19 protein-coding genes are annotated in these 21,733 nt (G+C 66.5%); 14 read left to right on the top strand and 5 right to left on the bottom strand.

Annotated features, from left to right (window positions below; all coding sequences use genetic code 11):
* Positions 1-13 precede the first annotated feature (13 nt).
* The 6 genes from RDV55_RS01780 (at position 14) to RDV55_RS01805 (ending at position 7,487) form a co-directional block, all read left to right on the top strand.
* Positions 14-3,862, top strand: coding sequence for a multifunctional oxoglutarate decarboxylase/oxoglutarate dehydrogenase thiamine pyrophosphate-binding subunit/dihydrolipoyllysine-residue succinyltransferase subunit (locus RDV55_RS01780; protein ID WP_111822817.1), 3,849 nt, complete (start codon positions 14-16; stop codon positions 3,860-3,862).
* A gap of 51 nt (positions 3,863-3,913) precedes the next feature.
* A complete protein-coding gene (locus tag RDV55_RS01785) occupies positions 3,914-4,516 on the top strand; it encodes a GDSL-type esterase/lipase family protein (protein ID WP_111822816.1) in 603 nt (200 codons plus the stop codon).
* 279 nt (positions 4,517-4,795) lie between these two features.
* Entirely contained in the window at positions 4,796-5,509 is a 714-nt protein-coding gene (locus RDV55_RS01790) for a CD20-like domain-containing protein (protein WP_245907611.1), read from the top strand.
* A 7-nt stretch (positions 5,510-5,516) separates the two neighbouring features.
* Positions 5,517-5,879 (top strand): hypothetical protein, encoded by a 363-nt coding sequence (locus RDV55_RS01795; protein WP_111822814.1) that lies wholly within the window; start codon positions 5,517-5,519, stop codon positions 5,877-5,879.
* A 278-nt stretch (positions 5,880-6,157) separates the two neighbouring features.
* Entirely contained in the window at positions 6,158-6,769 is a 612-nt protein-coding gene (locus tag RDV55_RS01800; protein WP_111822813.1) for a hypothetical protein, read from the top strand.
* Between the two features lie 7 nt (positions 6,770-6,776).
* Positions 6,777-7,487, top strand: coding sequence for a hypothetical protein (locus tag RDV55_RS01805; RefSeq protein ID WP_111822812.1), 711 nt, complete (start codon positions 6,777-6,779; stop codon positions 7,485-7,487).
* Between the two features lie 569 nt (positions 7,488-8,056).
* On the opposite strand, the gene RDV55_RS01810 is transcribed toward RDV55_RS01805, so the two are convergent.
* A complete protein-coding gene (locus RDV55_RS01810) occupies positions 8,057-8,941 on the bottom strand; it encodes an alpha/beta hydrolase fold domain-containing protein (protein WP_111822811.1) in 885 nt (294 codons plus the stop codon).
* 1,238 nt (positions 8,942-10,179) lie between these two features.
* Here RDV55_RS01810 and RDV55_RS01815 point away from each other — a divergent pair.
* Entirely contained in the window at positions 10,180-10,785 is a 606-nt protein-coding gene (locus tag RDV55_RS01815; protein WP_245907610.1) for a putative endonuclease domain-containing protein, read from the top strand.
* Positions 10,786-11,116: 331 nt separating this feature from the next.
* Here RDV55_RS01815 and RDV55_RS10505 read toward each other — a convergent pair whose 3' ends face one another.
* The 3 genes from RDV55_RS10505 to RDV55_RS01825 form a co-directional block, all read right to left on the bottom strand.
* Positions 11,117-11,191, bottom strand: coding sequence for a 50S ribosomal protein bL37 (locus tag RDV55_RS10505; RefSeq protein ID WP_370465157.1), 75 nt, complete (start codon positions 11,189-11,191; stop codon positions 11,117-11,119).
* A 168-nt stretch (positions 11,192-11,359) separates the two neighbouring features.
* Positions 11,360-11,659 carry an anti-sigma factor gene (locus RDV55_RS01820; protein ID WP_111822809.1) on the bottom strand — a complete coding sequence of 100 codons (300 nt, stop codon included), beginning with the start codon at positions 11,657-11,659 and terminating at the stop codon, positions 11,360-11,362.
* The gene (locus RDV55_RS01825; RefSeq protein ID WP_111822808.1) at positions 11,656-12,288 is read right to left on the bottom strand and encodes a sigma-70 family RNA polymerase sigma factor; all 633 of its coding nucleotides are present in this window, start codon (positions 12,286-12,288) and stop codon (positions 11,656-11,658) included. Before RDV55_RS01825 ends, RDV55_RS01820 begins: the two co-directional genes overlap by 4 nt.
* Before the next feature lie 197 nt (positions 12,289-12,485).
* Here RDV55_RS01825 and RDV55_RS01830 point away from each other — a divergent pair, with 197 nt between their 5' ends.
* From RDV55_RS01830 to RDV55_RS01850, 5 genes are all read left to right on the top strand, one after another.
* The gene (locus RDV55_RS01830; protein ID WP_111822807.1) at positions 12,486-13,013 is read left to right on the top strand and encodes a DoxX family membrane protein; all 528 of its coding nucleotides are present in this window, start codon (positions 12,486-12,488) and stop codon (positions 13,011-13,013) included.
* Positions 13,010-14,362, top strand: a complete 1,353-nt coding sequence (gene aroA, locus RDV55_RS01835) for a 3-phosphoshikimate 1-carboxyvinyltransferase (protein ID WP_111822806.1) — start codon at positions 13,010-13,012, stop codon at positions 14,360-14,362. Before RDV55_RS01830 ends, aroA begins: the two co-directional genes overlap by 4 nt.
* Positions 14,362-15,447, top strand: coding sequence for a ribosome small subunit-dependent GTPase A (gene rsgA / locus RDV55_RS01840; protein ID WP_111822805.1), 1,086 nt, complete (start codon positions 14,362-14,364; stop codon positions 15,445-15,447). Before aroA ends, rsgA begins: the two co-directional genes overlap by 1 nt.
* Before the next feature lie 98 nt (positions 15,448-15,545).
* Positions 15,546-15,998, top strand: a complete 453-nt coding sequence (locus RDV55_RS01845) for a hypothetical protein (RefSeq protein WP_111823120.1) — start codon at positions 15,546-15,548, stop codon at positions 15,996-15,998.
* Positions 15,999-16,091: 93 nt separating this feature from the next.
* A complete protein-coding gene (locus RDV55_RS01850) occupies positions 16,092-16,502 on the top strand; it encodes a hypothetical protein (protein WP_245907609.1) in 411 nt (136 codons plus the stop codon).
* A gap of 69 nt (positions 16,503-16,571) precedes the next feature.
* On the opposite strand, the gene RDV55_RS01855 is transcribed toward RDV55_RS01850, so the two are convergent.
* Complete coding sequence (locus tag RDV55_RS01855; protein ID WP_111822804.1) at positions 16,572-17,300, bottom strand: glutamine amidotransferase-related protein; 729 nt, start codon at positions 17,298-17,300, stop codon at positions 16,572-16,574.
* Between the two features lie 101 nt (positions 17,301-17,401).
* On the opposite strand from RDV55_RS01855, the gene RDV55_RS01860 reads away from it, so the two are divergent.
* Positions 17,402-18,607 (top strand): exonuclease SbcCD subunit D, encoded by a 1,206-nt coding sequence (locus tag RDV55_RS01860; protein ID WP_165835822.1) that lies wholly within the window; start codon positions 17,402-17,404, stop codon positions 18,605-18,607.
* Positions 18,604-21,675 carry an AAA family ATPase gene (locus tag RDV55_RS01865; protein WP_111822803.1) on the top strand — a complete coding sequence of 1,024 codons (3,072 nt, stop codon included), beginning with the start codon at positions 18,604-18,606 and terminating at the stop codon, positions 21,673-21,675. Before RDV55_RS01860 ends, RDV55_RS01865 begins: the two co-directional genes overlap by 4 nt.
* Positions 21,676-21,733 lie beyond the last annotated feature (58 nt).

Below are 21,733 nucleotides of genomic sequence, written 5' to 3' on the forward strand. Positions count from 1 at the left end.
TACGGAGGAATACGTGCCCACTCCCACCGCTTCCCAGCCCGATCCTCAGTGGTACATCGCGAAGATGCGAGACCTCTACGAGCGCGATCCCCAGCTCCTGGACCCCTCCTGGCGCGCCTATTTCTCCACCGAGTCCGCTCCCCCGCAACTGCGCACCAAGCGCCCCGACATCCCCGATGCTGCGCCCGAAGCATCCCCGGCCTCGCCGATCGGCACGCCGGCCCCCGTCGACCCCGTCGCCCCCGTGTCGGTCACCCCGCCCACCCTCGACATTGAAGACGACGCACCCGTGGCCGCACCGCAGCAGCCCCACGTCATCTCCGTGACGCGTTCCGACCTGCCGCCCGCGCCTCCCGCCGCGGTCGCCGAGGCCACCAGCCCCTACACGCGTCAGCAGCACGGCCGCGCGGCCTTCACGCTCTTCCACGGCGCTCCCGCACACGACGAGCTCCACATCCTCAAGTCCGCCGCGCGCGCCACGGCCAAGCACATGGAGGCCTCGCTCTCCATCCCCACCGCGACCTCCCAGCGCCAGATCCCCGCCAAGCTCCTCATCGAAAACCGAGCCCTCATCAACGCGCACCTGGCGCGCACCGTCGGCGGCAAGGTCTCCTTCACGCATCTCATCGGCTACGCCCTGGTGGAGGCGCTGTGCGAGATGCCCAACCTCAACGTGCGCTACACGCTTGAGGGAGGCAAGCCCGCCGTCGAACAGCTCGCCCACATCGGCTTCGGCCTGGCCATTGACGTGGCCGACGCGCAGGGCAACCACTCCCTGAAGGTCCCCGTCATCCACGACGCCGACACTCTGACCTTCGCCGAGTTCGTCAACGCCTACCAGGACCTGGTGGCGCGCGCCCGCACGGCGACGCTGACGACCGCCGACTTCCAGGGTGCCTCCGTGACCCTGACGAACCCGGGCACGCTGGGCACCACCACCTCCGTGCCGCGCCTCATGGTCGGCCAGGGCCTCATCATCGGCGTGGGCGCCACCGACTACCCGGCGGAGTTCCGCGGCGTCTCCCCCAAACGCCTGGCTTCCCTGGGCATCGGCAAGACGATGTACTTCTCCTCCACCTACGACCACCGCATCATCCAGGGTGCGGCGTCGGGGCGCCTCCTCGGCCTCGTCGACGCGAAGCTCTCGGGTCGCGACGGCTTCTACGAGCGCGTCTTCACATCGATGCACGTTCCCGCGCGCCCCTACTCGTGGGAAGCCGACTACGAGTACGACCCGAACCGCGAAAAGGGCAAGCCCGCCCGCATCGCCGAGATCATCCACGCCTACCGTTCGCGCGGCCACCTCGCCGCCGACACGGACCCGCTGGCCTACCGCGTGCGTCGCCACCCCGACCTGGACATCTCCTCCTACGGCCTGAGCGTGTGGGACCTCGACCGTCCCTTCCCCACAGGCGGTTTCGGCGGCTCGGACCAGATGCTGCTGCGCGACATCCTCACACGCCTGCACGACACGTACACGCGCACGGTCGGCATCGAATACATGCACATCCAAGACCCCGAGCAGCGCGCGTGGGTTCAACAGCGCATCGAGCGCCCCTACGAGGCCCCCTCCCCCGAGGCCCAGCGCCACATCCTGGGCACCCTCATCCGCGCCGAGGCCTTCGAAGAGTTCCTGCAGACGAAGTTCATGGGCCAGAAGCGCTTCTCGCTCGAGGGCGGCGAATCCCTGATCCCGCTGCTCGACCACATCCTGGCCGACTCAGCGCGCACCGGCATCCACGAGGTCGCCATCGGCATGGCGCACCGCGGCCGCCTCAACGTGCTGGCCAACATCGCGGGCAAGTCCTACGCGCAGATCTTCGACGAGTTCGAGGGCAACTACATCCCCAACTCGGTCCAGGGATCCGGCGACGTCAAGTACCACCTGGGCACCTGGGGCGTGTACTCCCTCGACGACGGCCTGGCCACCAAGGTCTACATGGCCGCCAACCCCTCGCACCTGGAGGCCGCCGACGGCGTCCTGGAGGGCATCGTGCGCGCCAAGCAGGAGCACCTGGGCGACCCGGACCTGCCGATCATCCCGATCCTCATCCACGGCGACGCGGCCTTTATCGGCCAGGGAGTCGTCCAGGAGACCTTCAACCTCTCCCAGCTCGAGGGATACAAGACCGGCGGCACGATCCACATCATCGTCAACAACCAGATCGGCTTCACGACGGGCCCGACGCAGGGCCGTTCCACCGGCTACGCGACCGACCTCGCCAAGGGCATGCAGGTCCCGATCCTGCACGTGAACGCCGACGATCCCGAGGCCGTCATCCGCTGCGCACACCTGGCGTTTGAGTACCGCAACGCCTTCCACAAGGACGTCATCATCGACATGGTGTGTTACCGCCGTCGCGGTCACAACGAGGGCGACGACCCGTCGATGACCCAGCCCGTCATGTACTCCCTCATCGACCGCATCCCCTCTACTCGAGCCGTGTACATCCGCGGCCTCGTGGGTCGCGGCCAGCTCACCGAGGACGAGGCCCGCCAGTCGATCGCCCAGTACGAGGCGGAACTCGGACGCATCCTCGAGGAGACCCGCGCGGGCGGCGCTTCGTCGGTGTCCGAAATCAACCCGGGCAGCCGCACGCACGACCCTGCCCTCACCGCCGGAGTGGGCGAGGCCGGGGAGTCCCGCGATGAGGAATGGACCATGCCGGAGTCCCAGATGCCCGGCATCGGCATGATGATCGGCTGGACGTCCGCGGCCCCCGCCAAGGCGCTGCGCCGCATCGGCCGCGCTCACACGCGCTTCCCGGAGGGCTTCGAGCCTCACCCCAAGCTGCGCCAGCTGTGCGAGCGCCGCCTGGAGATGGCGCTCGGAAACAAGCCAATCGACTGGGGCTTCGCGGAGCTCCTCGCCTTCGGCACGCTCCTCATGGAGGGCACCGGCGTGCGCCTGTCCGGCGAGGACGTGGGTCGCGCGACCTTCGTCCAGCGTCACGCGATCCTGCACGACGCGAACGACGGGCGCGAGTTCACGCCGCTGCGTTTCCTCACCGAGAGTCAGGCGCGCTTCGACGTGTGGAACTCCCCGCTGAGCGAGTACGGCGTCCTGGCCTTCGACTACGGCTACTCGCTGGAGAGCCCCGAGACACTCACGATCTGGGAGGCCCAGTTCGGAGACTTCGCCAACGGCGCACAGACGGTCATCGACGAGTTCGTCTGCTCGGCCGAGCAGAAGTGGGGCCAGCGCTGCTCTCTCGTCATGCTCCTCCCCCACGGCTACGAGGGTCAGGGACCCGACCACTCGAGCGCGCGCATCGAGCGTTACCTGCAGCTGGCCGCCCAGGACAACATGTGGATCGTCCAGCCCTCCACGCCGGCGAACTACTTCCACATGCTGCGCACGCAGGCCTACAAGCGCCCGCGTAAGCCGCTCATCGCCTTCACGCCCAAGCAGCTGCTGCGCCTGTCGGCCGCATCCTCGCACATCGACGAGTTCACCTTGGGTGCCTTCCAGCCCGTCATCGGCGATGCCTCCGTCACCAATCCGGCATCGGTGACGCGCGTGATCCTGTGCTCGGGCCGCCTGTTCTACGACCTCGTCAAGGAGCGCGAGCACCGCGGCGACTTTTCGACGGCAATCATTCGCCTGGAGCAGCTCTACCCGCTGCCCGAGGCCGAGGTGGCCGAGGCCCTGGACCAGTACCCGAACGCCTCGGTGACGTGGGCGCAGGACGAGCCGCGCAACCAGGGTGCGTGGCCCCACCTGGCGCTCAACCTCTTCCCATCCTTGGGACGACCGGTCCGCGTGGTCTCGCGCCCCGAGTCCGCGACGACCGCCGCGGGACGTGCCTCGCTTCACAAGGAGCAAGCAGCTACCCTTATTGCGCAGGCCTTCGAAGGCTAACGAGGGCCCGCGCTCCCACCGGGGGCGCGGGAGGCACCGGAAAGGAACACCATGCGGATCTGCTTCATCGGAGACGAGCTCGTCGCGGGCGTCGGCGACCCACGAGGCCTGGGCTGGGTCGGTCGCGTCAACGCGCACTCGACATTCGATCTGCCCGCCACGTTCCTGACCCTCGCCGTTCCCTCCGAGACGACAAAGCAGATGGCCGCACGCTGGGAGGCCGAGGTCCTGCCGCGCCTGGCCGAGGGGGAGCCCCACGGCCTCGTCATCGGGGTGGGCCCGGGCGACGTCGCGGCGGGCATCTCGACGGCACGCTCGCGCCTGAACCTGGCCAATATCACCGACCGGGCGACCGCTCTGGGCATCCCCAGCTTCGTCGTGGGCCCCCCGCCGCTCGCAGGCGTGGACTCCGGGTCCCTCAAAGCGTTGTCCGCCTCGTGCTCCGAGGTGTGCGCGCGCCGAGGCATTCCCTTCGCCGACTGCTACACGCCGCTCGTCGCGCACGACCAGTGGTTCGAGGACATGGCGGCCTCCCTCGCCCGCGGCGGGGACGGCCAAACCCTGCCCGGCCAGGCCGGCTACGCCCTCATGGCGTGGATCGTCCAGCACCAGGGCTGGTACGAGTGGACGGGAGCGACACCGGCGGACGCCTGAGACCGAGCGAGAGCAACGCGCCAGCAGATGTTACCGCAGCGTACTCTCTGTTGATTGCGACGTCGGAAGGTCGCATCACTTCGACATCGCGACGCGCGCACAACACGTTCGCGATGCCAACAAGCCCCTCCTAGGCCCTCTACCAAACCAGGGTCGTCCCCCTGTCACATCGTCTATCGGCGTCGATTGGAAGCCGCACAGCCAGATCATGACGGCCAGCCGCGAGACGTGACGGGAACGCACCCCGGCATCATGAATTCCGAGCACATCAGTGAGACCATGAGTAACCAGCACCCCACCTTTCCCCCGAGCGGTTCCCCGGGCGGCAGCCAGGAATCGTCACTTGTCGGGCGCGCACTACAGGGACTCTCAACGCGCGCAAATCTGCTCGCGCTTGTCGTTATCGCCGTCTTCGGCACCATCGCCTACGCTTTCGCGTCGCTCGGCCGGTACGTGCACTTCGGATACTGGCGACTCGTATGGATTGGCGCCTATTGCGTCATCGGCCTCGTAGCAGCGATCGCGTGCGCTGTCCTTGTTGTTGTGCTGCGCGGGCGCAAGAGCAGGGCCGAGGCCGAGGGGAGAACGTCGTCGGGTACGCTCTTCGCCATTGCCTCGATTGCGGCGGGCGTTGCTGGAACTGTGATCGCCGCCATGTCGGGCGTTTACGGGATTGCAGTAGCCCGGGACTTCGTGGAGGGGCCGCACACGATGACAGTCACCTCGTGTCAGCTCGCCCAGACGGCACACTACAAGCCGTCGGACGATTACGGCACCACCATCGATTACTACGACAACCACGTCACCATGACCCTGGAGGACGGGACGACGCGAACGATAACGCTCCGGACCAGCGACTCCGACGACCTCGCCGAACGCGGCAGCGTCTCATCAACCATCTACGAGACGTGCCGGGCGCGTTCAGGCGCGACGTCCCTAACCGTCGACGTCTATAGTCACAGCTGGATCATCGTCGACGCACGGGTGGAATGAGGGTCACGTGGCTCAGCAGGAAACCACCACGCACGACAAGCTCCTCGTCTTCGGGATAACCGGCGCATTCATGTCCCTCACTATCGTCTTGGGATACTTCCTCTCACCGGGCTCATGGTCACCGGCCATCACCACCGCAGCGGCCTCGTATCTGGTTGTCTCCATCGTGGTCGCGGCTGGTGCCGGCATTCGAGTCCTCTACAGGGACTGGAAGACCCCTCCTCGTCACCGAGTCGGCGACTCCGCTGTCGTTTTACAGGCGGGCCTTGCCGTCCCTTCCACGACGCACGCGGCACTGCGGATGCACCTGAACCCCGGCCTCGACGGGTATCCGCGCACCCATAGTATTGTCGGTACACTCCTAACATAGATCTAGCCTCTGCACGAGGACACAACCCCACTGACCAGCGAGACACCATGAGCAACCAGTACCCCCACGGTTATCCTCCGCAGCACCCCTTCCCGGGCCACGCCCCGACCCAGCCGGCACCCGGTCAATACATGGGCCAAGCCCCAACGCAACCCGCACCCGGCCAATACATCGGTCAAACCCCGACCCAGCCGGCACCCGGTCAATACATGGGCGGCATGTACCCCCAGCAGCCCTTCCCGGGTCAGGGGCCCGCTGCGCCGCATGGAGGCACTAACATGGGTCGTTCGGTCATGAACACGAACTACGCGATGGTGCTTAACGTTCTGAAGTTCCTCACGTTCAGCGGTGTCGTTGCCTATTTTGTGCTGAGCAATTTCTACGACGTGGGCGACATCAAACTCACGTGGCAAAGCATCGCGAGCGCCGTGGGCACCATCAGTATGCTCATCTGTGCGGTCATCATTGTCGTGACGGCTCTCCGCATGAACCGAGCGAAGCGCGCTGGCGACAGGACGAACATGCGTAAGCCCATCGTCTGGCTCGTGGTTCTCTCCATCCCCGTCCTCGTCGTCGGAACGATGGCGGTCATTGGTTCCGTGCAGTCGGTTGCGGACACGATCGAAGGAACAAAGACCGTCACCGTCAAGTCGTGCTCCTACAGTGAGCTCAGAATGCGCTCGCGACGGGGAGGCAGCTCTACGTCCTACAGGTTCGATCTCACCCTCACCGACGGCTCGAAGCACACAACTCGCTTGAGCAGCGCCTACGACACGGCCGGCGTCTACAACACCCTCTACACTGCATGTGCTGACAAGAAGGGGCCCTCGTCTCTGACACTTGAGGTCTATCCCCACAGCTGGATCATCGTCGACGCACGGGTGGAATGAGGGTCACGTGCCTCAGCAGGAAACCACCACGCACGACAAGCTCCTCGTCTTCGGGATAACCGGCGCATTCATGTCCCTCACTATCGTCTTGGGATACTTCCTCTCGCCTGGCTCATGGTCACCGGCCATCGCCACCGCAGCGGCCTCGTATCTGGTTGTCTCCAGCGTGGTCGCGGCTGGTGCCGGCATTCGAGTCCTCTACAGGGACTGGAAGACCCCTCCTCGTCACCGAGTCGGCGACTCCTCTGTCGTTTTACAGGCGGGCCTCGCCACCCCTTCCACGACGCACGCGGACGGGCAGGCCGGCGTCCCCGAGCGCCCATCCGCTCCTAAGCCGCCAACCGACTTCGCCAGCATCGACGGGGCCATTAGCTACGCGCAGCAATCCGGTTTCTCCATCATCAACCTGTTCACCGAGCACACGCCGCTGAGCGAGTACCGCGACGCCGTGGGCGCGGAGATCATCTACCTCGTCCTCTCCCACATCGCCGAGATCGACAAGAACGCTTCTATCACCATCTCCGGATCCGCGATCGACGGGGCTCTCACGCTCACCATCAGCGCGCTCACGGCTAAATCCCACGTCCTGGCAGAGCGACGCATGGGCGAGATCCGGGCCCTCGTCGACGCCCTGAACGGTACCGTAGAGACCGACGAGGAGATCAGTACCTGGACGCTCACCGCAGACATGCCCGCCGCGGCAGGCGCACCCGCCTAGCCCCAGCCTCCCCACCATGCACCCCGGCTGACGAGGGTTCCTGCGCCCAACGAAGCCACCTTCTCCACCCATCAGCCCCTACGCCCGAGGCCACGCTAGGCCCCAGCACAGCCGCGGCCACGGACCTCGCCACCGGGCCGAGAACCCTCACTGTGTCCTCCTGCAGCCACGAGGCGCGCACGCGCAGGTTGACAGTGGGAGACTATCGAGGCAACCCCACGTTCTTCCGCTCGAGACCTCGACCCCACTGTCGATCATGTGGGAAATCATCGAGGTGCCCCCACGTTCTTCCTCTACTTGACGATGCCCCTTCCCGACGGACGACTTGCCAGACAGTCTTCGCATCCGCACGTTTGGGCATGCCGGTACGATCGAGCGCCCCTGGATGAGGCCTGTATCGAGAATCCTGAGACGACCCCACTGACTCTCCATGTCTACCACTGTTCCTGGACCATCGACGCAGCGCGGCTGGATTAACGAGTCCTGCCCGTTCCCCAGCCACACGCATCCCCCGCGACCTGATTCTCCCCATCTGCGAGGCCGTGAAACGGGGCGTGAAACGGGTCGCCTCACGCCTGGGTGAGGATCCCCGAGATGAAGCGCGCGCTGTGGTCGAGGGCGGCCTCAGCCTCGGGAATAACGGGGACTGAGAGCACGTAGACGTGGAAGCCGTCCGGCTCCACGCGCAGGCGCACGTCGACGCCCACGCGAGCCGCCTTGCAGGCGAACTCGATCGCGTCGGGCCCCAGGATGTCCGCGTCGCCCTGGAAGATGCGCATCGGCGGCAGGCCCGACGGATCGCCGTACAGGGGGCTGACGCGCCAGTCGGCCGGGTCCAGGTCGCCCGCCCACGCGCGTCCCGCCCACTCCAGTCCGGGCGCGCGCAGAATCTTGTCGCGGGGCTGTACATCGTCGATCTCGGGGTTCGTCATGGTCACGTCCACCCACGGCGCGTACAGGACAAGGCCATCCACCTGGCGCCTTCCCTCGTCGCGTCGCTGCATGGCGAGGGACAGCGCCAGACCGCCACCCGCCGAGTCGCCAAAGATGACGACGCGGCCAAACTCAGCCTGGACCTCGTCGATGATGGGCTGGACGAAGTCGAACGCGTCGGTCGCGGTGTGCTCGGGGGCAAGCGGGTAGTCCGGAATGATCACGGGCAGGCCCGTGCGGTCAATGAGGCCCTCAACGATGCCCCACTGGCCGTCGACAAGCGGGAACAGGTAGGCGCCGCCGTGCAGGAACATGAGGGCTCCGCCCGAGCGCAGTCCCTGCTTCGGGAACACGCGCGTCACGCCTTTTTCGCACGTCGCGGTAAAGCGGGCTCGCATGCGTTGAGGCATCGGATGCTGCTGCGGGGCACCCGCCGCCATCTCACGCGCGGCTTCCTCGGTGTGCAGCGCGGGAGGCGTGAGGCCCTTTCGGGCGTGAACAAGACGCATCTGGAGGGACATGGAGCCTCTTTCGTATCGGCAAATCAGTCTGGCCGCACCGGGACGCACCCGCGCGCCAACGGGTACAAGTTGCCTGCGTAGATACCGGCGATCAGCGCGCCCGACGCACCCGCGCACCAACGGGTACAAGGATACCCTGCGAGGGAGTATTCCCACCTGTCTCTGTGGCTCCGCAACACCCTTTGGGCACGCGGTCGACAGTGCGCACGTCGCAGTCGAAACCTCCTTGATGCCCGCAGTAGTTCCCACATTCGCCGGACCGGGCGTCGGGGACACGAGCCATAATCCACGCGGATAGGTTATGAGCACGCGGATAGGTTATGACGATGCGGATAGCTTATTTACCTATCCGCATGCGAATAGCCTATCCGTACACGCCCAACCTATCCGCGTGAGAACGCGGTGTCCGTTATCCTCGACCGCAATCGGCAGCAGGTACACTCCTGAGCCTCTCGTCAGGACAAGAACGATTTGCTCGAGGGGCCGCGATCGGCAGAAAGAGCCCGGACATACTCCCGATGCCGAGCCTGACACGCTTCCCAACGGGAGGGGTACTCGACCCCCTGAAAAACACGACAATACCGGCCACAACGAACTCCTTCACCAAGATCCGTTGCAACCACCGCTAGAACCTAGACTACTTCCGCTCCAATCCCCTCCGTAACGTTATCCACAGGGGCTCATGCCCAACGGCCTGTTTCCACAGCATGTCGCCCAGCACTTTCGTGTTACTACCACAAGCAACGACACTGCCTGTATGGAACAGACATCAATCCTTGTCGCACCTCACTCGGATGCGCCCGATCAGCAACATACTCACGTGCCGACACGAATCATGCGGGGGGGTGAGTGCTCTGCTTGATATTGATCCCACGAGCGCTGGCCCCTGGGATACATGGGAGGCGATCGCACGCGCACGCATGCACGCAGTCAATGTTTCTCATCAGCAAACACCGGTCTTTGTCGGGCAGAGCTGCCTGCGGCTCATGGGAATACGCGGCTGGTCCCAGAATCCACCTATCACGATTTTTCGGGGCAGCCGACGGAGCACTTCCAAGCTACCATCCTGCGTTGTCGCTTCGATGACTGTCCCCGCGACGTCAGTCTCATGTTCCCCATTCCCGCCGCTGTCGAGCGAGCGTTCCACTATCGATGGCCTGACTACGGAACACCCATACGACGTACTCGTCAGATGCGCGCTTCACGAGGATCCACTGGAAGCGTTCGTATTGGGGTGCATGGCACTCAACGCATGGAGCCAGTTCTCGATGTTTCACCAGGATGCGTGCCGCCAGCACGCGGAGGAAGTTCGCGTCGATCTCCTGAGGCGACTCGACAAAGCAGGACGCGTGAAAGGGTACCGACGCGCACGTTCAATCTTGCGGGCCATCGATCCTGGATGCGCAAATCCTGCGGAAGCCGCTCTTCTGTGGCTTGTCCGTTGTATCTGCCCGTTCGATGCCGCGACTCAGGTCCACATCGGCGTGCGAGGCTATCACTACTACGTTGACATCCTGATCGAGGATTTACGCATCATTATCGAGTTCGACGGGATCGCAAAGCTCGGAGAGACCCGAGGAGAACTCGAACGAGCTAAACGGGACTGGGTGGTGCGTGAGCAGAACCTTCGTGATGCCGGATGGCAAGTCGTTCGTGTGAATTGGACGGACTACAACGACTGGGAGGGACTTCGAATTAGGCTCATACGAACCCTGGGGCCGATGAAGCCAGCCCCCGAAAATCGTTCGCTCTGGAAGCTCCCCTCAAAGCGGTGTGACGGTCCCTCGCGACGGTTCTACAGTCGCACGACGCGGATAGGTTATGAGCACTCGGATAGGTTATGACGATGCGGATAGCTTATTAACCTATCCGCAGGCGAATAACCTATCCGTACACGCCCAACCTATCCGCGTGAGAAGGAATTGTCCGCAATTAACTACGGACCGGGGGTTCCTATGCCAACTTCTCGCCCCTATCATCACGTCAGCCCACCATCACGTCACCCCGTCACCACATCAGCAACTCCGTGACACACGCTCCCAGTAGTCGGGCGTAGAGCGAGCTCGGCGAGTTTCTGCCGCCAGCAGCACGCCAGGGGCGCACAGGCACGCACACGAGGGCGGGCACACAAAAACGCGCCCGGACCAACAGGTCCGGGCGCGCAACGTATTCGGCTCAGGCGTTAGGACGCTTGCCGTGGTTCGCGCCGTTCTTACGACGATCGCGACGCTTACGACCCCGCTTCGACATGTCATTCTCCTTGGGTTTGTTGTCTAGACTGAAGCATTTTTGCACACATTGACCCAAACCACCAAGGCGCAGGCCGTTCGCGGCGATGAAGGTCACCGAAAAATAGGCGGCAGCCCCGGCCTCGTCAGCCGGCACAACGCCACGCGGTCGCGCGTTGCCGCACCGCGATCAGCGCCAGGTAACGGACACGCTCGAAATGGAGGCGACGATGCGGGCTCGCAACGCGGGAGGGGCCTGCTCGGACTCGTAGCAGCCGCGCATGAGGGCGCGCACGTGGCGTTCGGCATCCAGGGTGTCGGCGCAGTGCGGGCAGGAGGCAACGTGCTGGATCATGAGGGCACGGGCGCGGGCGTCGGGTCCGGGCACGGAGCCGTCGTCGATCAGGTTGGATCGGCGGTCGCACTCCTCGCAGTCAACGAGGGCGTACAGGGCGTCGAGAACGTCCTGGCAGGTCACGTGGGTGTTCACTTGGCTCCTCCGATCCCGTATTCCGCGGCGACGTCGGCCAGCAAGGAGCGCAGGTTCTTGCGCGCCCGGTTCAGACGGCTCATGACTGTCCCCATGGGTACTCCTAGTTCTTCGGCGATTTCCTTGTAGCTCATTCCCTCAACGTCAGCCATGAGGACAACCATCCGATGTTCCTCCGAAAGCGAATCGAGGGCATCGCGCAGCTGGATCGACGGCAGCGCTTCGAGGGCTTGTACCTCGGCGGACTTGAGACCGACCTCAGAGTGCGAGGCGGCCTCGGCCAGCTGCCAGTCCTCGACGGTGTCACTGGAGGCCCGCTTGGGCGCGCGCTGGGCCTTGCGGTAGCCGGTGATATAGGTGTTGGTGAGGATCCGGTACAGCCAGGCCTTGATGTTGGTGCCGGGCTTGTACTGGTGAAACTTCTGGTAGGCCTTGAGATAGGTCTCCTGGACCAGGTCCTCCGCGTCGGCTCGGTTGCGGGTCATGCCCAGCGCCGCTCCGAAAAGTTGATCCATGAGGGGCATCGCTTCGTCCATGAAGCGCGCCTGGAGCACCGCGTCGTCCTCCATGGACGAGGCCGGGGCAGGATCGGGCATGAGCTGCGTCGGTGAGGGGGTTGTCGTATCCATCGACTCCCAGTTTAGTCGCGCAGTCGGGGGTGCGACTGTGGGCGTCGTCTGGAAGGGCATACTGAGGGCAACGCCTCTCTGCGGCCAATATTCCCCAAGCCCAAACAATTGTGCATTACGCCACTTTCATCCCGTTGTTTGGGAGAGGCTGGGCCATTCGGCTTCCCCCGGGAGCAAAGGTGTCGAAGAATAGGGTTATGAATCTGCTGCGCATTGTTGCCCGTCCCCTGCTCGCTGCCCCCTTCATCGCCGATGGGGTTGATGCCCTAATGCATCCGCACGATCATGTGGATCAGGCCTCGGGGGTGCGCCCCCTCATCGATAAGGCGACCGATGCGGTCGGCCTGGAGCCGCTGACTGATCAACAGCTGGCCGTGGCTACCCGCGTGACGGGCGCTTTGTCGGTCGTTGCGGGTCTGCGTTTCGCGCTGGGCCGCAAGCCCCGCGTGGCAGCCCTGACGTTGGCCGCGATCGGCGCACCCATGGCACTCGTGCATGCTCCGATGCCCGGGGCTACGCGCGATATGCCCACGGGCCACGGCAAGTACCTGCGCTCACGCGCACTGGGCAAGCTGGGCCTGGTTGGCGGCGTCCTGATCGCTTCGACGGACCGTGTCGGCCAGCCCTCGGCGCTCGTGGCACACGCGATGCGCCGCGATCAGCGCCGCGCGATCGCCGCGGCCGAGGCCGCCGTCGTGGAACGCCTGACCGGCACCGCTTCGTGAGCGCCCCCTGGCTCGCTCCCCTGGCCGCCTCCCCTGTGGATGCCACGGTCGAGGTGCCGGGTTCAAAGTCGATCACGGCGCGCGCCCTCTACCTGGCCGCCGTCGCCGATTCCCCTTCCGTCATCCACGGTGCGCTGGACGCGCGCGACACGCGCCTATTCGCGGACGCCCTGGAGGTGATGGGCGCGCGCGTCGAGGACGCGGGTGCGGGAACCCTGCGCGTCGCGCCGATGACACTCCCGCCCCGCGGCGGACGCATCGAGTGCGGCCTGGCGGGCACCGTCATGCGCTTCCTGCCTCCCCTGGCGGCCCTCTCCCCCGAGGAAACACTGTTCGATGGGGACGAGCAGGTCTACGCGCGCCCGCTCGGTCCGCTCCTGGACGCGCTGGTGCGCATGGGTGCCACCGTCACCTACCACGGTGAGCGCGGGCACCTGCCGTTTACGATCCAGGGCCCGATCCACACGCCGCTGGGCGCGCAGGCCTGGGTCGATTCCTCCTCCTCCTCGCAGTTTCTCTCCGCGTTGCTGCTCGTCTCGCCCCTAGTTGGCGATCCCCTCTTCGTATCGGCTCCGGGAGTCGTCCCCTCGATGCCGCACGTGGAGATGACGCTGGCGTCCCTGGCAGGCGTCGGCATCGACCTAGAGGTCGTGGACGAGGGCCGCGCCGACCTCGCGACCTGGCACATCTTCCCATCGCGTCCTCACGGCGGCGAGATCACGGTCGAGCCGGACCTGTCCAACGCCGGCCCCTTCCTGGCTGCCGCGATGGTGACGGGCGGGCGCGTGCGGATCCCGGCGTGGCCGGCGGCGACGACGCAGGCGGGTGACGCCTGGCGCGCGCTGCTGGGTCACATGGGCGCGGACATCACCCTGGATGAAGGGGGCCTGACCCTGAGGGGTCCGGGCGCCGGCAACTATCCGGGCATCAAAGCCACGATGGCCGAGGTCGGAGAGCTCACCCCCACCCTGGCCGCGATCTGCGCCTACGCCTCCACGCCCTCGCACCTGAGTGGCATCGCGCACCTGCGCGGACACGAGACGGATCGCCTGGCGGCCCTGGCCGCAGAGATTAACCGCGCGGGCGGGCAAGCCGAGGAGACGGAGGACGGCCTCGTCATCACGCCGCTGCCCCTGCACGGGGCACAGATTCGTTCCTACGCGGACCACCGGATGGCGACGTTCGGCGCGATTCTTGGTCTCGTAACGCCCGGTATCACGGTCGACGACATCGCCTGCACCTCCAAGACGCTTCCCACCTTCGAGGCCTTGTGGGCCTCCCTCGTGAGTGCTGACGGCCAGGGGTTCGCCCCGGAAGCCCCGGTCTCGTCCGCACGGGAGGAGGAGTGATGGCGCGCCGCGACACCGGAACCGACGACCCGCGCGTGCGCGTGCGCGCCGGCAAGGGATCACGCCCACGCACGAAGGACCGACCCGACTGGTCCTCCAAGCCCCTGGGCCGCGTCATCGGAATCGACCGCGGCCGCTACCACGTGTCCGTGGAAGCGGACAGCACGCGCGTGGTGGCCGTGCGTGCCCGCGAGCTGGGGCGTGGCTCCGTCATCATGGGCGACCGCGTGCGCCTCACTGGCGACCTGTCGGGCCGCCCCGACACGCTCGCGCGCATCGTCGCCGTCGAGGAGCGTTCCTCCGTGCTGCGCCGCTCCTTGGAGGACGCACCCGATCAGCGAGGAGAGAAAGCGATCGTCGCGAACGCGGACACGATGTGCATCGTCGTGGCACTGGCAGATCCGCCGCCGCGCACGGGCATGATCGACCGCTGCCTGGTCGCCGCTTTCGAGGCGGGCCTCGACCCCGTCCTGGTTCTGACGAAGGCGGATCTGGCGAGCCCGGACGAGCTGCTCGCCGCCTACGAGGACTTTAACCTGCGGGTCGTTCTCACGAGCGCAGAGGTCGGGGAGGCCGACCCGGGCGTCGCCGAGCTGCGCGCCCTCCTGGCCTCCCATTGGTCGGTACTGGTCGGGCATTCGGGGGTCGGTAAGTCCACGCTCATCAACCTCCTGGTGCCGGGCGCGGGTCGCGCGACGGGCCACGTCAACGAGGTCACGGGGCGCGGGCGTCACACGTCCACGTCCTCGGAGGCCTTCGAGTTGGCGGAGGGCGGCTGGATCGTCGACACGCCGGGCGTGCGGTCCTTCGGCCTGGGACACGTGAGCGTCGCCGACGTGCTGGGGGTCTTCCCGGAGGTCGCGGACGCAGCGTCCTGGTGCCTGCCTATGTGCTCGCACAACGAGGAGGAGCCCTCGTGCGCGCTTGACAGTTACGCGCGCGCCACCGGTCCTTTCGCGATCGACGAGGCCGGGGATGAGGACGCGGATCAGGTGCGCCGCGAGCGCGCCTCCCGCCTGGCGTCAGTGCGCAGGCTCCTGGAGGCCGTGGCGATGGCAGAGGCTACCAGCAAGGCTGCCCGCTAAAAAGTGTGCGCCGAAAGTGCTTGACAGCGCCCCCCCCTGTGTGGACAATGAGGATATAGCGATGGTCGCTATCTCTGGTTCACAAGGTCGTGATCGCTATGTCCACTATCGAGCAAAACCTTATCGGCAACACCGCAGGGCTTTCGCGGGTCGACAAGGTCCTCCGCTACTTCTTCTTCGCGCTGTTGATCGGCACGGTCGTCTATTCGATTGGCGGCACCTTCTTTGGGAGGGCCAACCGCCTGAATGACTACGGGCTCGTCATTGCCTTGGCGCTCCTCGCTTCTCAGATGCCAGGATATTCGCGCGCGATTCCCGGCATTCATCCTGTCCTTCGGGCCTGCGAGTGGGCGGTGATGGGCTGTTCCCTCGTATGCACCGCCGCTGTCATCATCGGTGATGTCACGGACGGGGGCGGCGACCCCGAACCCTACAACACACCATCGAACGTTGCGATAGGGGCCGTGTTCGTTGCCCTCTGTTTCTACGTGGTGCTCTTCATCGCAAAGGAACGCGCTCGCAGGCGCGGACCGATCCACCCATCCGGATAGCCTCACACCTTCACATCGTCGCCGACAGCGACCACATCTCACCCCTGTTTGAGACGTGGCCGCGTCGCGCCGCGTCCCGCTAGAGTGGTTGGCATGTCGAATCCCGAAAACTCCTCCCCGGAGCGCCTCGACAGCGAGCGAATGATCCGCGTTGTCTTCATTGTTGCTTTCATCGCCGTCCTGTTCCTCATGGTGTACTCAATGACCGAACTTGGCCGTTTGAGGACCTCTTCGTTCACCTTGGGCGTCTGCTCAACCACCTTTGGCATGCAGCTGCCGGGAGCGGCACGCCGCATCTTTGCGGCAACTCCGGGTTATTTCGTCGTCGAGCGTATCGGCCTCGTCTGCGCAGGCCTATGCGTCGTTACCGCGATGGTGAGCGCGTTCGCGCCGCTCACGGGTGAGATGACGGCCTACCGCCACTCGATGCTGACGACCTGCGTCTTGACCTTCGTTACCATGACGTGCTTCTTGCTGCTGCGGATGAAACGCGGTGCCCGTTAACCAGGTGTTGCGCGTTCGCGTACTGCCTATCCTGTTACGCCGGATCTATCTCTGCCCGTCACGCCGGATTCAGCGCTGGAAGCGGCTGACGAAGTTGCGAAGGATCAGGCGTGAGGGATCCGTGTCAACGGTCGCGACCTGGGCGCGGATCGCCTCGGCTTTCTCCACCGGGTAGTAGCGGCCAGCGTACTGGTCGATGCGCACGTTCACGCCTTCTAGGTCCATCTCGGGATGGAACTGGGTCGCCCACGCTGCCTCGCCGACGCGCACCATCTGGATCGGCGTGTCATCCCCTGCCAGGAGGACCTGCATGCCGGGGGCGAGCTCACGCACGGCCTCGTGGTGGCCGACGTAGGAGTGGAAGAGGTCCGGCGTGCCCTCCAGGAGCGGGTCGTCACGGCCCGCGTCGGTCTTCGTCAACGCGATGCCGCTGATGTCCTCTCCGTGATGGGTGTCGACGACGCCGCCCAGGTGCAGGGTGAGGGTTCCCAGCCCGTAGCACAGGCCCAGGAGCGGGAAGGACTCTCCGAGCGCGCGGTCGTAGAAGGAGCGCAGCCACGCCTCGGCGCGCACCTGGCGGTCTTCCTTCAGGTGGTCGTCGGCGTTGGCGTCCCAGGGGGATCCGCACACGAAAGCACCCGAGTACTCCGAGAGATCAAGGTCGGGCAGTTCCCTCTCGATGCGAACCTGGCGCACCTGGTCGGGGGTCAGTCCCGAGAATCGCGGCAGGTCGGCGCTCTCCGAGGCCAGGACAGGGCCGTCGTCGCGCGAGGTCAGCATGAGGAAGGGCTTGGTCATGCCCACAATGCTATCGGCTGGGCGCGCGCGTGCAGCTCGTGTCCGCTCTCCAAGCGTGTGTGACGGACGCAGATGTGGGCGGGCTCTGCCACACTGGAGCCATGTTGATTCTGCACACCTCTGACTGGCACCTGGGGCGCACGTTGCACGGAGCGTCCCTGGGCGAGAGCGCAGACGCGTTCATCGACTGGTTGGTTGCCCTGGTGCGCGAGCGGGGCGTGGATGCCGTGCTCATCTCGGGCGACGTCTTCGATCGGGCGGTTCCGCCAGTGGACGCTCTCGCGCGGATGCGGCGCGCCCTGCGCGAGCTGACGGCGCAAACGACGGTCATCCTGACATCCGGAAACCACGACGGGGCCGCCCGCCTGGGGCTTTTCGCGGACATGCTGACCACCTCGCTGCACGTGGTGACCGACCCCGAGGCGATCGGTAGTCCCATCGAGGCCGCCGGCGCGCTGATCTACCCGATGCCCTACCTGGAGCCCGATCTCGTGCGCCAGCTGCTGTCGGACCTGCCTGTGCATGCTGAGGCCGCCTTGCCCGCTCCCCTTCCCCGTTCCCATCAGGCGGTCCTGGGGGCCGCGCTGCGACGGGTGCGCGCGGACCTGGAGGCCCGCAGGGGCTGCGGCGACGAGCGCCCGGCCATCGCGATGCCGCACGCCTTCGTGACCGGCGCCCAGGCCTCGGACTCCGAGCGCGACATCCAGGTGGGCGGCGTCCCCTCCGTGTCCGCCGATCTTTTCGACACTCTCGGAGGCCCAGAGCCCCTGCCCCACGGCCTGGACTACGTTGCCGCCGGGCACTTGCACCGCCCGCAGAATATCTCGGGGGCCTCGGTCCCGATCCGCTACGCGGGCTCCCCCATCGCATATTCCTTCTCCGAGGCCGGGGCGGCGAAGTCGGTCACGCTGGTCACCACGGATGCCACCTCGGTGACCGACATCGAGGTGGTGCCCATCCCTACGCTGCGCGCCATCGCGGTGCTCGAGGGGACCATGGACGAACTGCTCACCGATCCCGACGAGGCCACCACCGCCTCGTACGTCTCGATCACGGTCACGGATGACGCGCGCCCCGAGCGCATGGTGCCGCGCATCCGCGAGGTCTACCCGCACGCCCTCGTCGTCATGCACCGCCCCTCCCAAGCCCCCTCGTTGGCTCCCACGATGAGCGTGCGCGCCTCCTTGGACCCACGCGAGGTAACGGAAGAGTTCTACGAGGCCGTGGGCGGGCGCGCCCTGAACCCGCGGGAGCGCGAGCTCGCACTGGACGTGTGGGCGGCCCTTCGAGGAAAGGACGTGCAGTGAAGATTCGGTGGCTGCGCATTCACGGCATCGGCCCGTTCGCGGGCGAGCACACGGTCGACTTTTCCTCCTTCGAGGAGTCCGGCCTGTTCCTGCTGGATGGTCCCACAGGTGCGGGCAAGTCGACGCTCATCGACGCGATCACCTTCGCACTGTACGGGGATGTGGCGCGCACGAAGGACGCGTCGAAGGACCGCCTACGTTCCAACCACATTTCGGACGCGGATCCCTCGGAGGCGGAGCTGGTCTTCGAGGTGGCGACGGGCATCTACCGGGTGAGTCGTACCCCCGCGTACACGCCAGCAGGCAAGAGATCGCAGCGCAATTCGAAATCGACGCTGACCCGCGTCGTGGAGGATCCGGACGCGCCGGACGGGTGGCGCACGGTTGAGTCGGTCGCCTCGGGTCCGCGCGACGTGGGATACGAGATTCCACGCATCGTGGGCCTGGACAAGGAGCAGTTCCTGCAGACGATCGTTCTTCCACAGGGCAAGTTCTCCCAGTTCCTCAATGCTACGTCGGATGCTCGCGAGCAGATCCTGCGCGACATCTTTGACACGCAGATTTACGTTGATTTCACGAAGGCTCTGGAGGAGGCCGCCAAGTCCTCCAAGCGCGACATCGAAGAACGACGCGTCGCCGCGATCGGGGCCTTCGAGCGCGTGCGTTCCCTGGACGGTGCCCTCAGCGAGGACGCGCACACGGACGTTCTCACCGGCAATCGGGCAGCCGCCGCCGCTGATGCGGAGCAGCTGGACGCCGGAGCGGAGGATCCCAGCGCCGTGACTCAGTGGGCGCAGGGCGCGTGCGAGCGAGCACACGAGGCGTACGAGCAGACCCTGCGTGTTGCCCAGGCGGCTGCCGCAACTGCACGGGAGGCTTCCCGCGCGCTGGCCGAGGGCCGCGCCCTGGCCGAGGCCCAGGCAGAGCACGCACGCGTGAGCGCGACGCTCGTCGAGCTCAGCGCCTCGCAGGACGCAATCGCGTCCGACCGCGAGCGTGCCCGTCGGGCACGCCGGGCGCTGGCAGTGGCACCCGTCGATGCAGCCGAGGTCTCGGCGCGCGCTCGTCTGGAGGCCGCAGGAGACCAGGTCGTGGCCCTGTCCCCGGCTCTCGGGGGCGAGGATGCCATCGATCCGGCATCGCTCACGCCAGAGACCGTGGCCCATCTGGGCGATCGGGCTCAGGCCGGGCGGGACGAGGCGACGCGCACGCGCGGCTCGCTTGAGGAAGCCCTGGGCGTCGAGCGATCCCTGCCCGACCTGCGCGCGCAGATCGAGTCGACTCGCTCCGGACACGAACAGGCCCTGGCGCGGGTGAGATCCATCGAGGCTGAGCGCGAGGAATTGCCCCTCGCGATCGAGCAGGCCACCGCGGCCCTGCGCCTCATGCGGGCGGATGCGGACACCCTCCCCGAGGCCGCGTCCGCGCTGCGCGCCATCAACGAGCGCCTGGATGCCTCGATGCAGGCCGATCTGCTGCGCTCGGCCCTCGTGGGCGCATCGGAGGAGCTGCGCGCGGCCACGGTCACGGCCAAGCTCGCGAACGCGGCGGCAGCCGACGGCCACGACCTGTGGATCGCCCAGAGCGCCTCGGCGCTCGCACGCGAGCTCGAGGAGGACGCGCCCTGTCCCGTGTGCGGCTCCACCGTTCACCCAGACCCGGCTCCTGCGTCGGACGGGGAGATCACTCGCGAACAGGTCGCCGAGCTGGACCGGGCGCGCGACCGCGCGGAGAGCGCGCTGCGTGAGGCCCAGGGGCGTCATCAGGATCTTGTTCGTCGCATCGCCCAGCTCAACGAGGTGGCTGGAGCTCCCACACCGTCGCTCGAGACTGAGCGGGATCGAGCAGCCGAGCTCGTCGCGACGCTGGAGGACCTCACCCCGCAGATCTCCCAGGTTGAGGCTGCCCTCGCGCAGGAGCGCACGCGCCTCGACGGCCTCACCGATGCTCTCGCCAGCGCCCGTGAGAGCGCCGCCTCCCTCGCATCCACCCTGCAGGAACGTGAATCCACGTTGACCCGCGCCCTCGCTCGCCTCGAGTCCGAGCGCGCAGGCTTCGATTCCCTGGACGAGCGCGCGGCACACCTGGATGAGTGCGCCCACCGGGCCTCTTCGCTGGCCGCAGCCTGCGCGGATTGGGACAGCGCTCGCCTCGCCCACGAGCAGGCACAGCGATCTCTCGCGGAGGCATTAACGGAACAGGACCTTCAACTCGACTCCTGGCGCTCCCTCATGCTCCCGCTCCCCCAGGTCGAGGCTCTCGAGGCGCGCGTGTCCGCTCACGAGAAGGCGCTCTTCGCGGCACGCGAAGCACTCGCGTCGGAGCGCCTCACCCGTGCGGCGTCGGCACCCGCGCCGGACCTCAAGGCCCTCGCCGAGGCCTCCCGACAGGGCGATGAGGAGAGCGCGCTGGCCGCCCGGGCATCGGGCATTCTCGAGCAGCACTGCGCGCAGCTCGACGCCGCCCGCATCTCGCTGGAGCGGGCGTTGGATGCGCTCGCGCGCTCCCGGGAGCAGGCGGGCCCCATCCGTCGCCTCGCGGACATCGCCGCCGCCTCCGGCCCGGAGAACCTCGCGTCCACTCCCCTATCGGCATGGGTACTCATCGCACGCCTGGAGGAGGTGCTGGCGGCCGCGAATCCGCGCCTCGCGGCAATCTCGTCGGGGCGTTACGAGCTCACGGCCGTCCCCGACGATGGCACGGCCTCGCGCAAGTCTGGCCTGGGCCTGGCAATCATCGATCACGACACGGACGCTCTTCGCAGCCCGCGCACGCTGTCGGGCGGGGAAACCTTCTACACATCCCTCGCCCTGGCACTCGGCCTCGCGGACGTCGTTTCCGCCGAGGCGGGAGGCGTCGAGCTGCGCACGATGTTTATCGACGAGGGATTCGGCTCGCTCGACTCGCACACCCTCGGCCTCGTGATGGCGCAGCTCCAAGCCCTTCGCTGCGCGGGACGCACGGTCGGCGTGATTTCGCACGTCGAAGAGATGGCGACACAGATCGCGGATCAGATCCAGGTACGGCCGCTGCCGGAGGGCGGATCAACCCTGCGCGTGCGGGCCTAGGAATCGACAGAGACGGGCATCGGGGTGCGGCTTCCCGGTCCGCCCCCACGGGTGCTTG

Origin of the sequence: Schaalia odontolytica, assembly GCF_031191545.1 — a bacterium.
Classification (GTDB): domain Bacteria; phylum Actinomycetota; class Actinomycetes; order Actinomycetales; family Actinomycetaceae; genus Pauljensenia; species Pauljensenia odontolytica.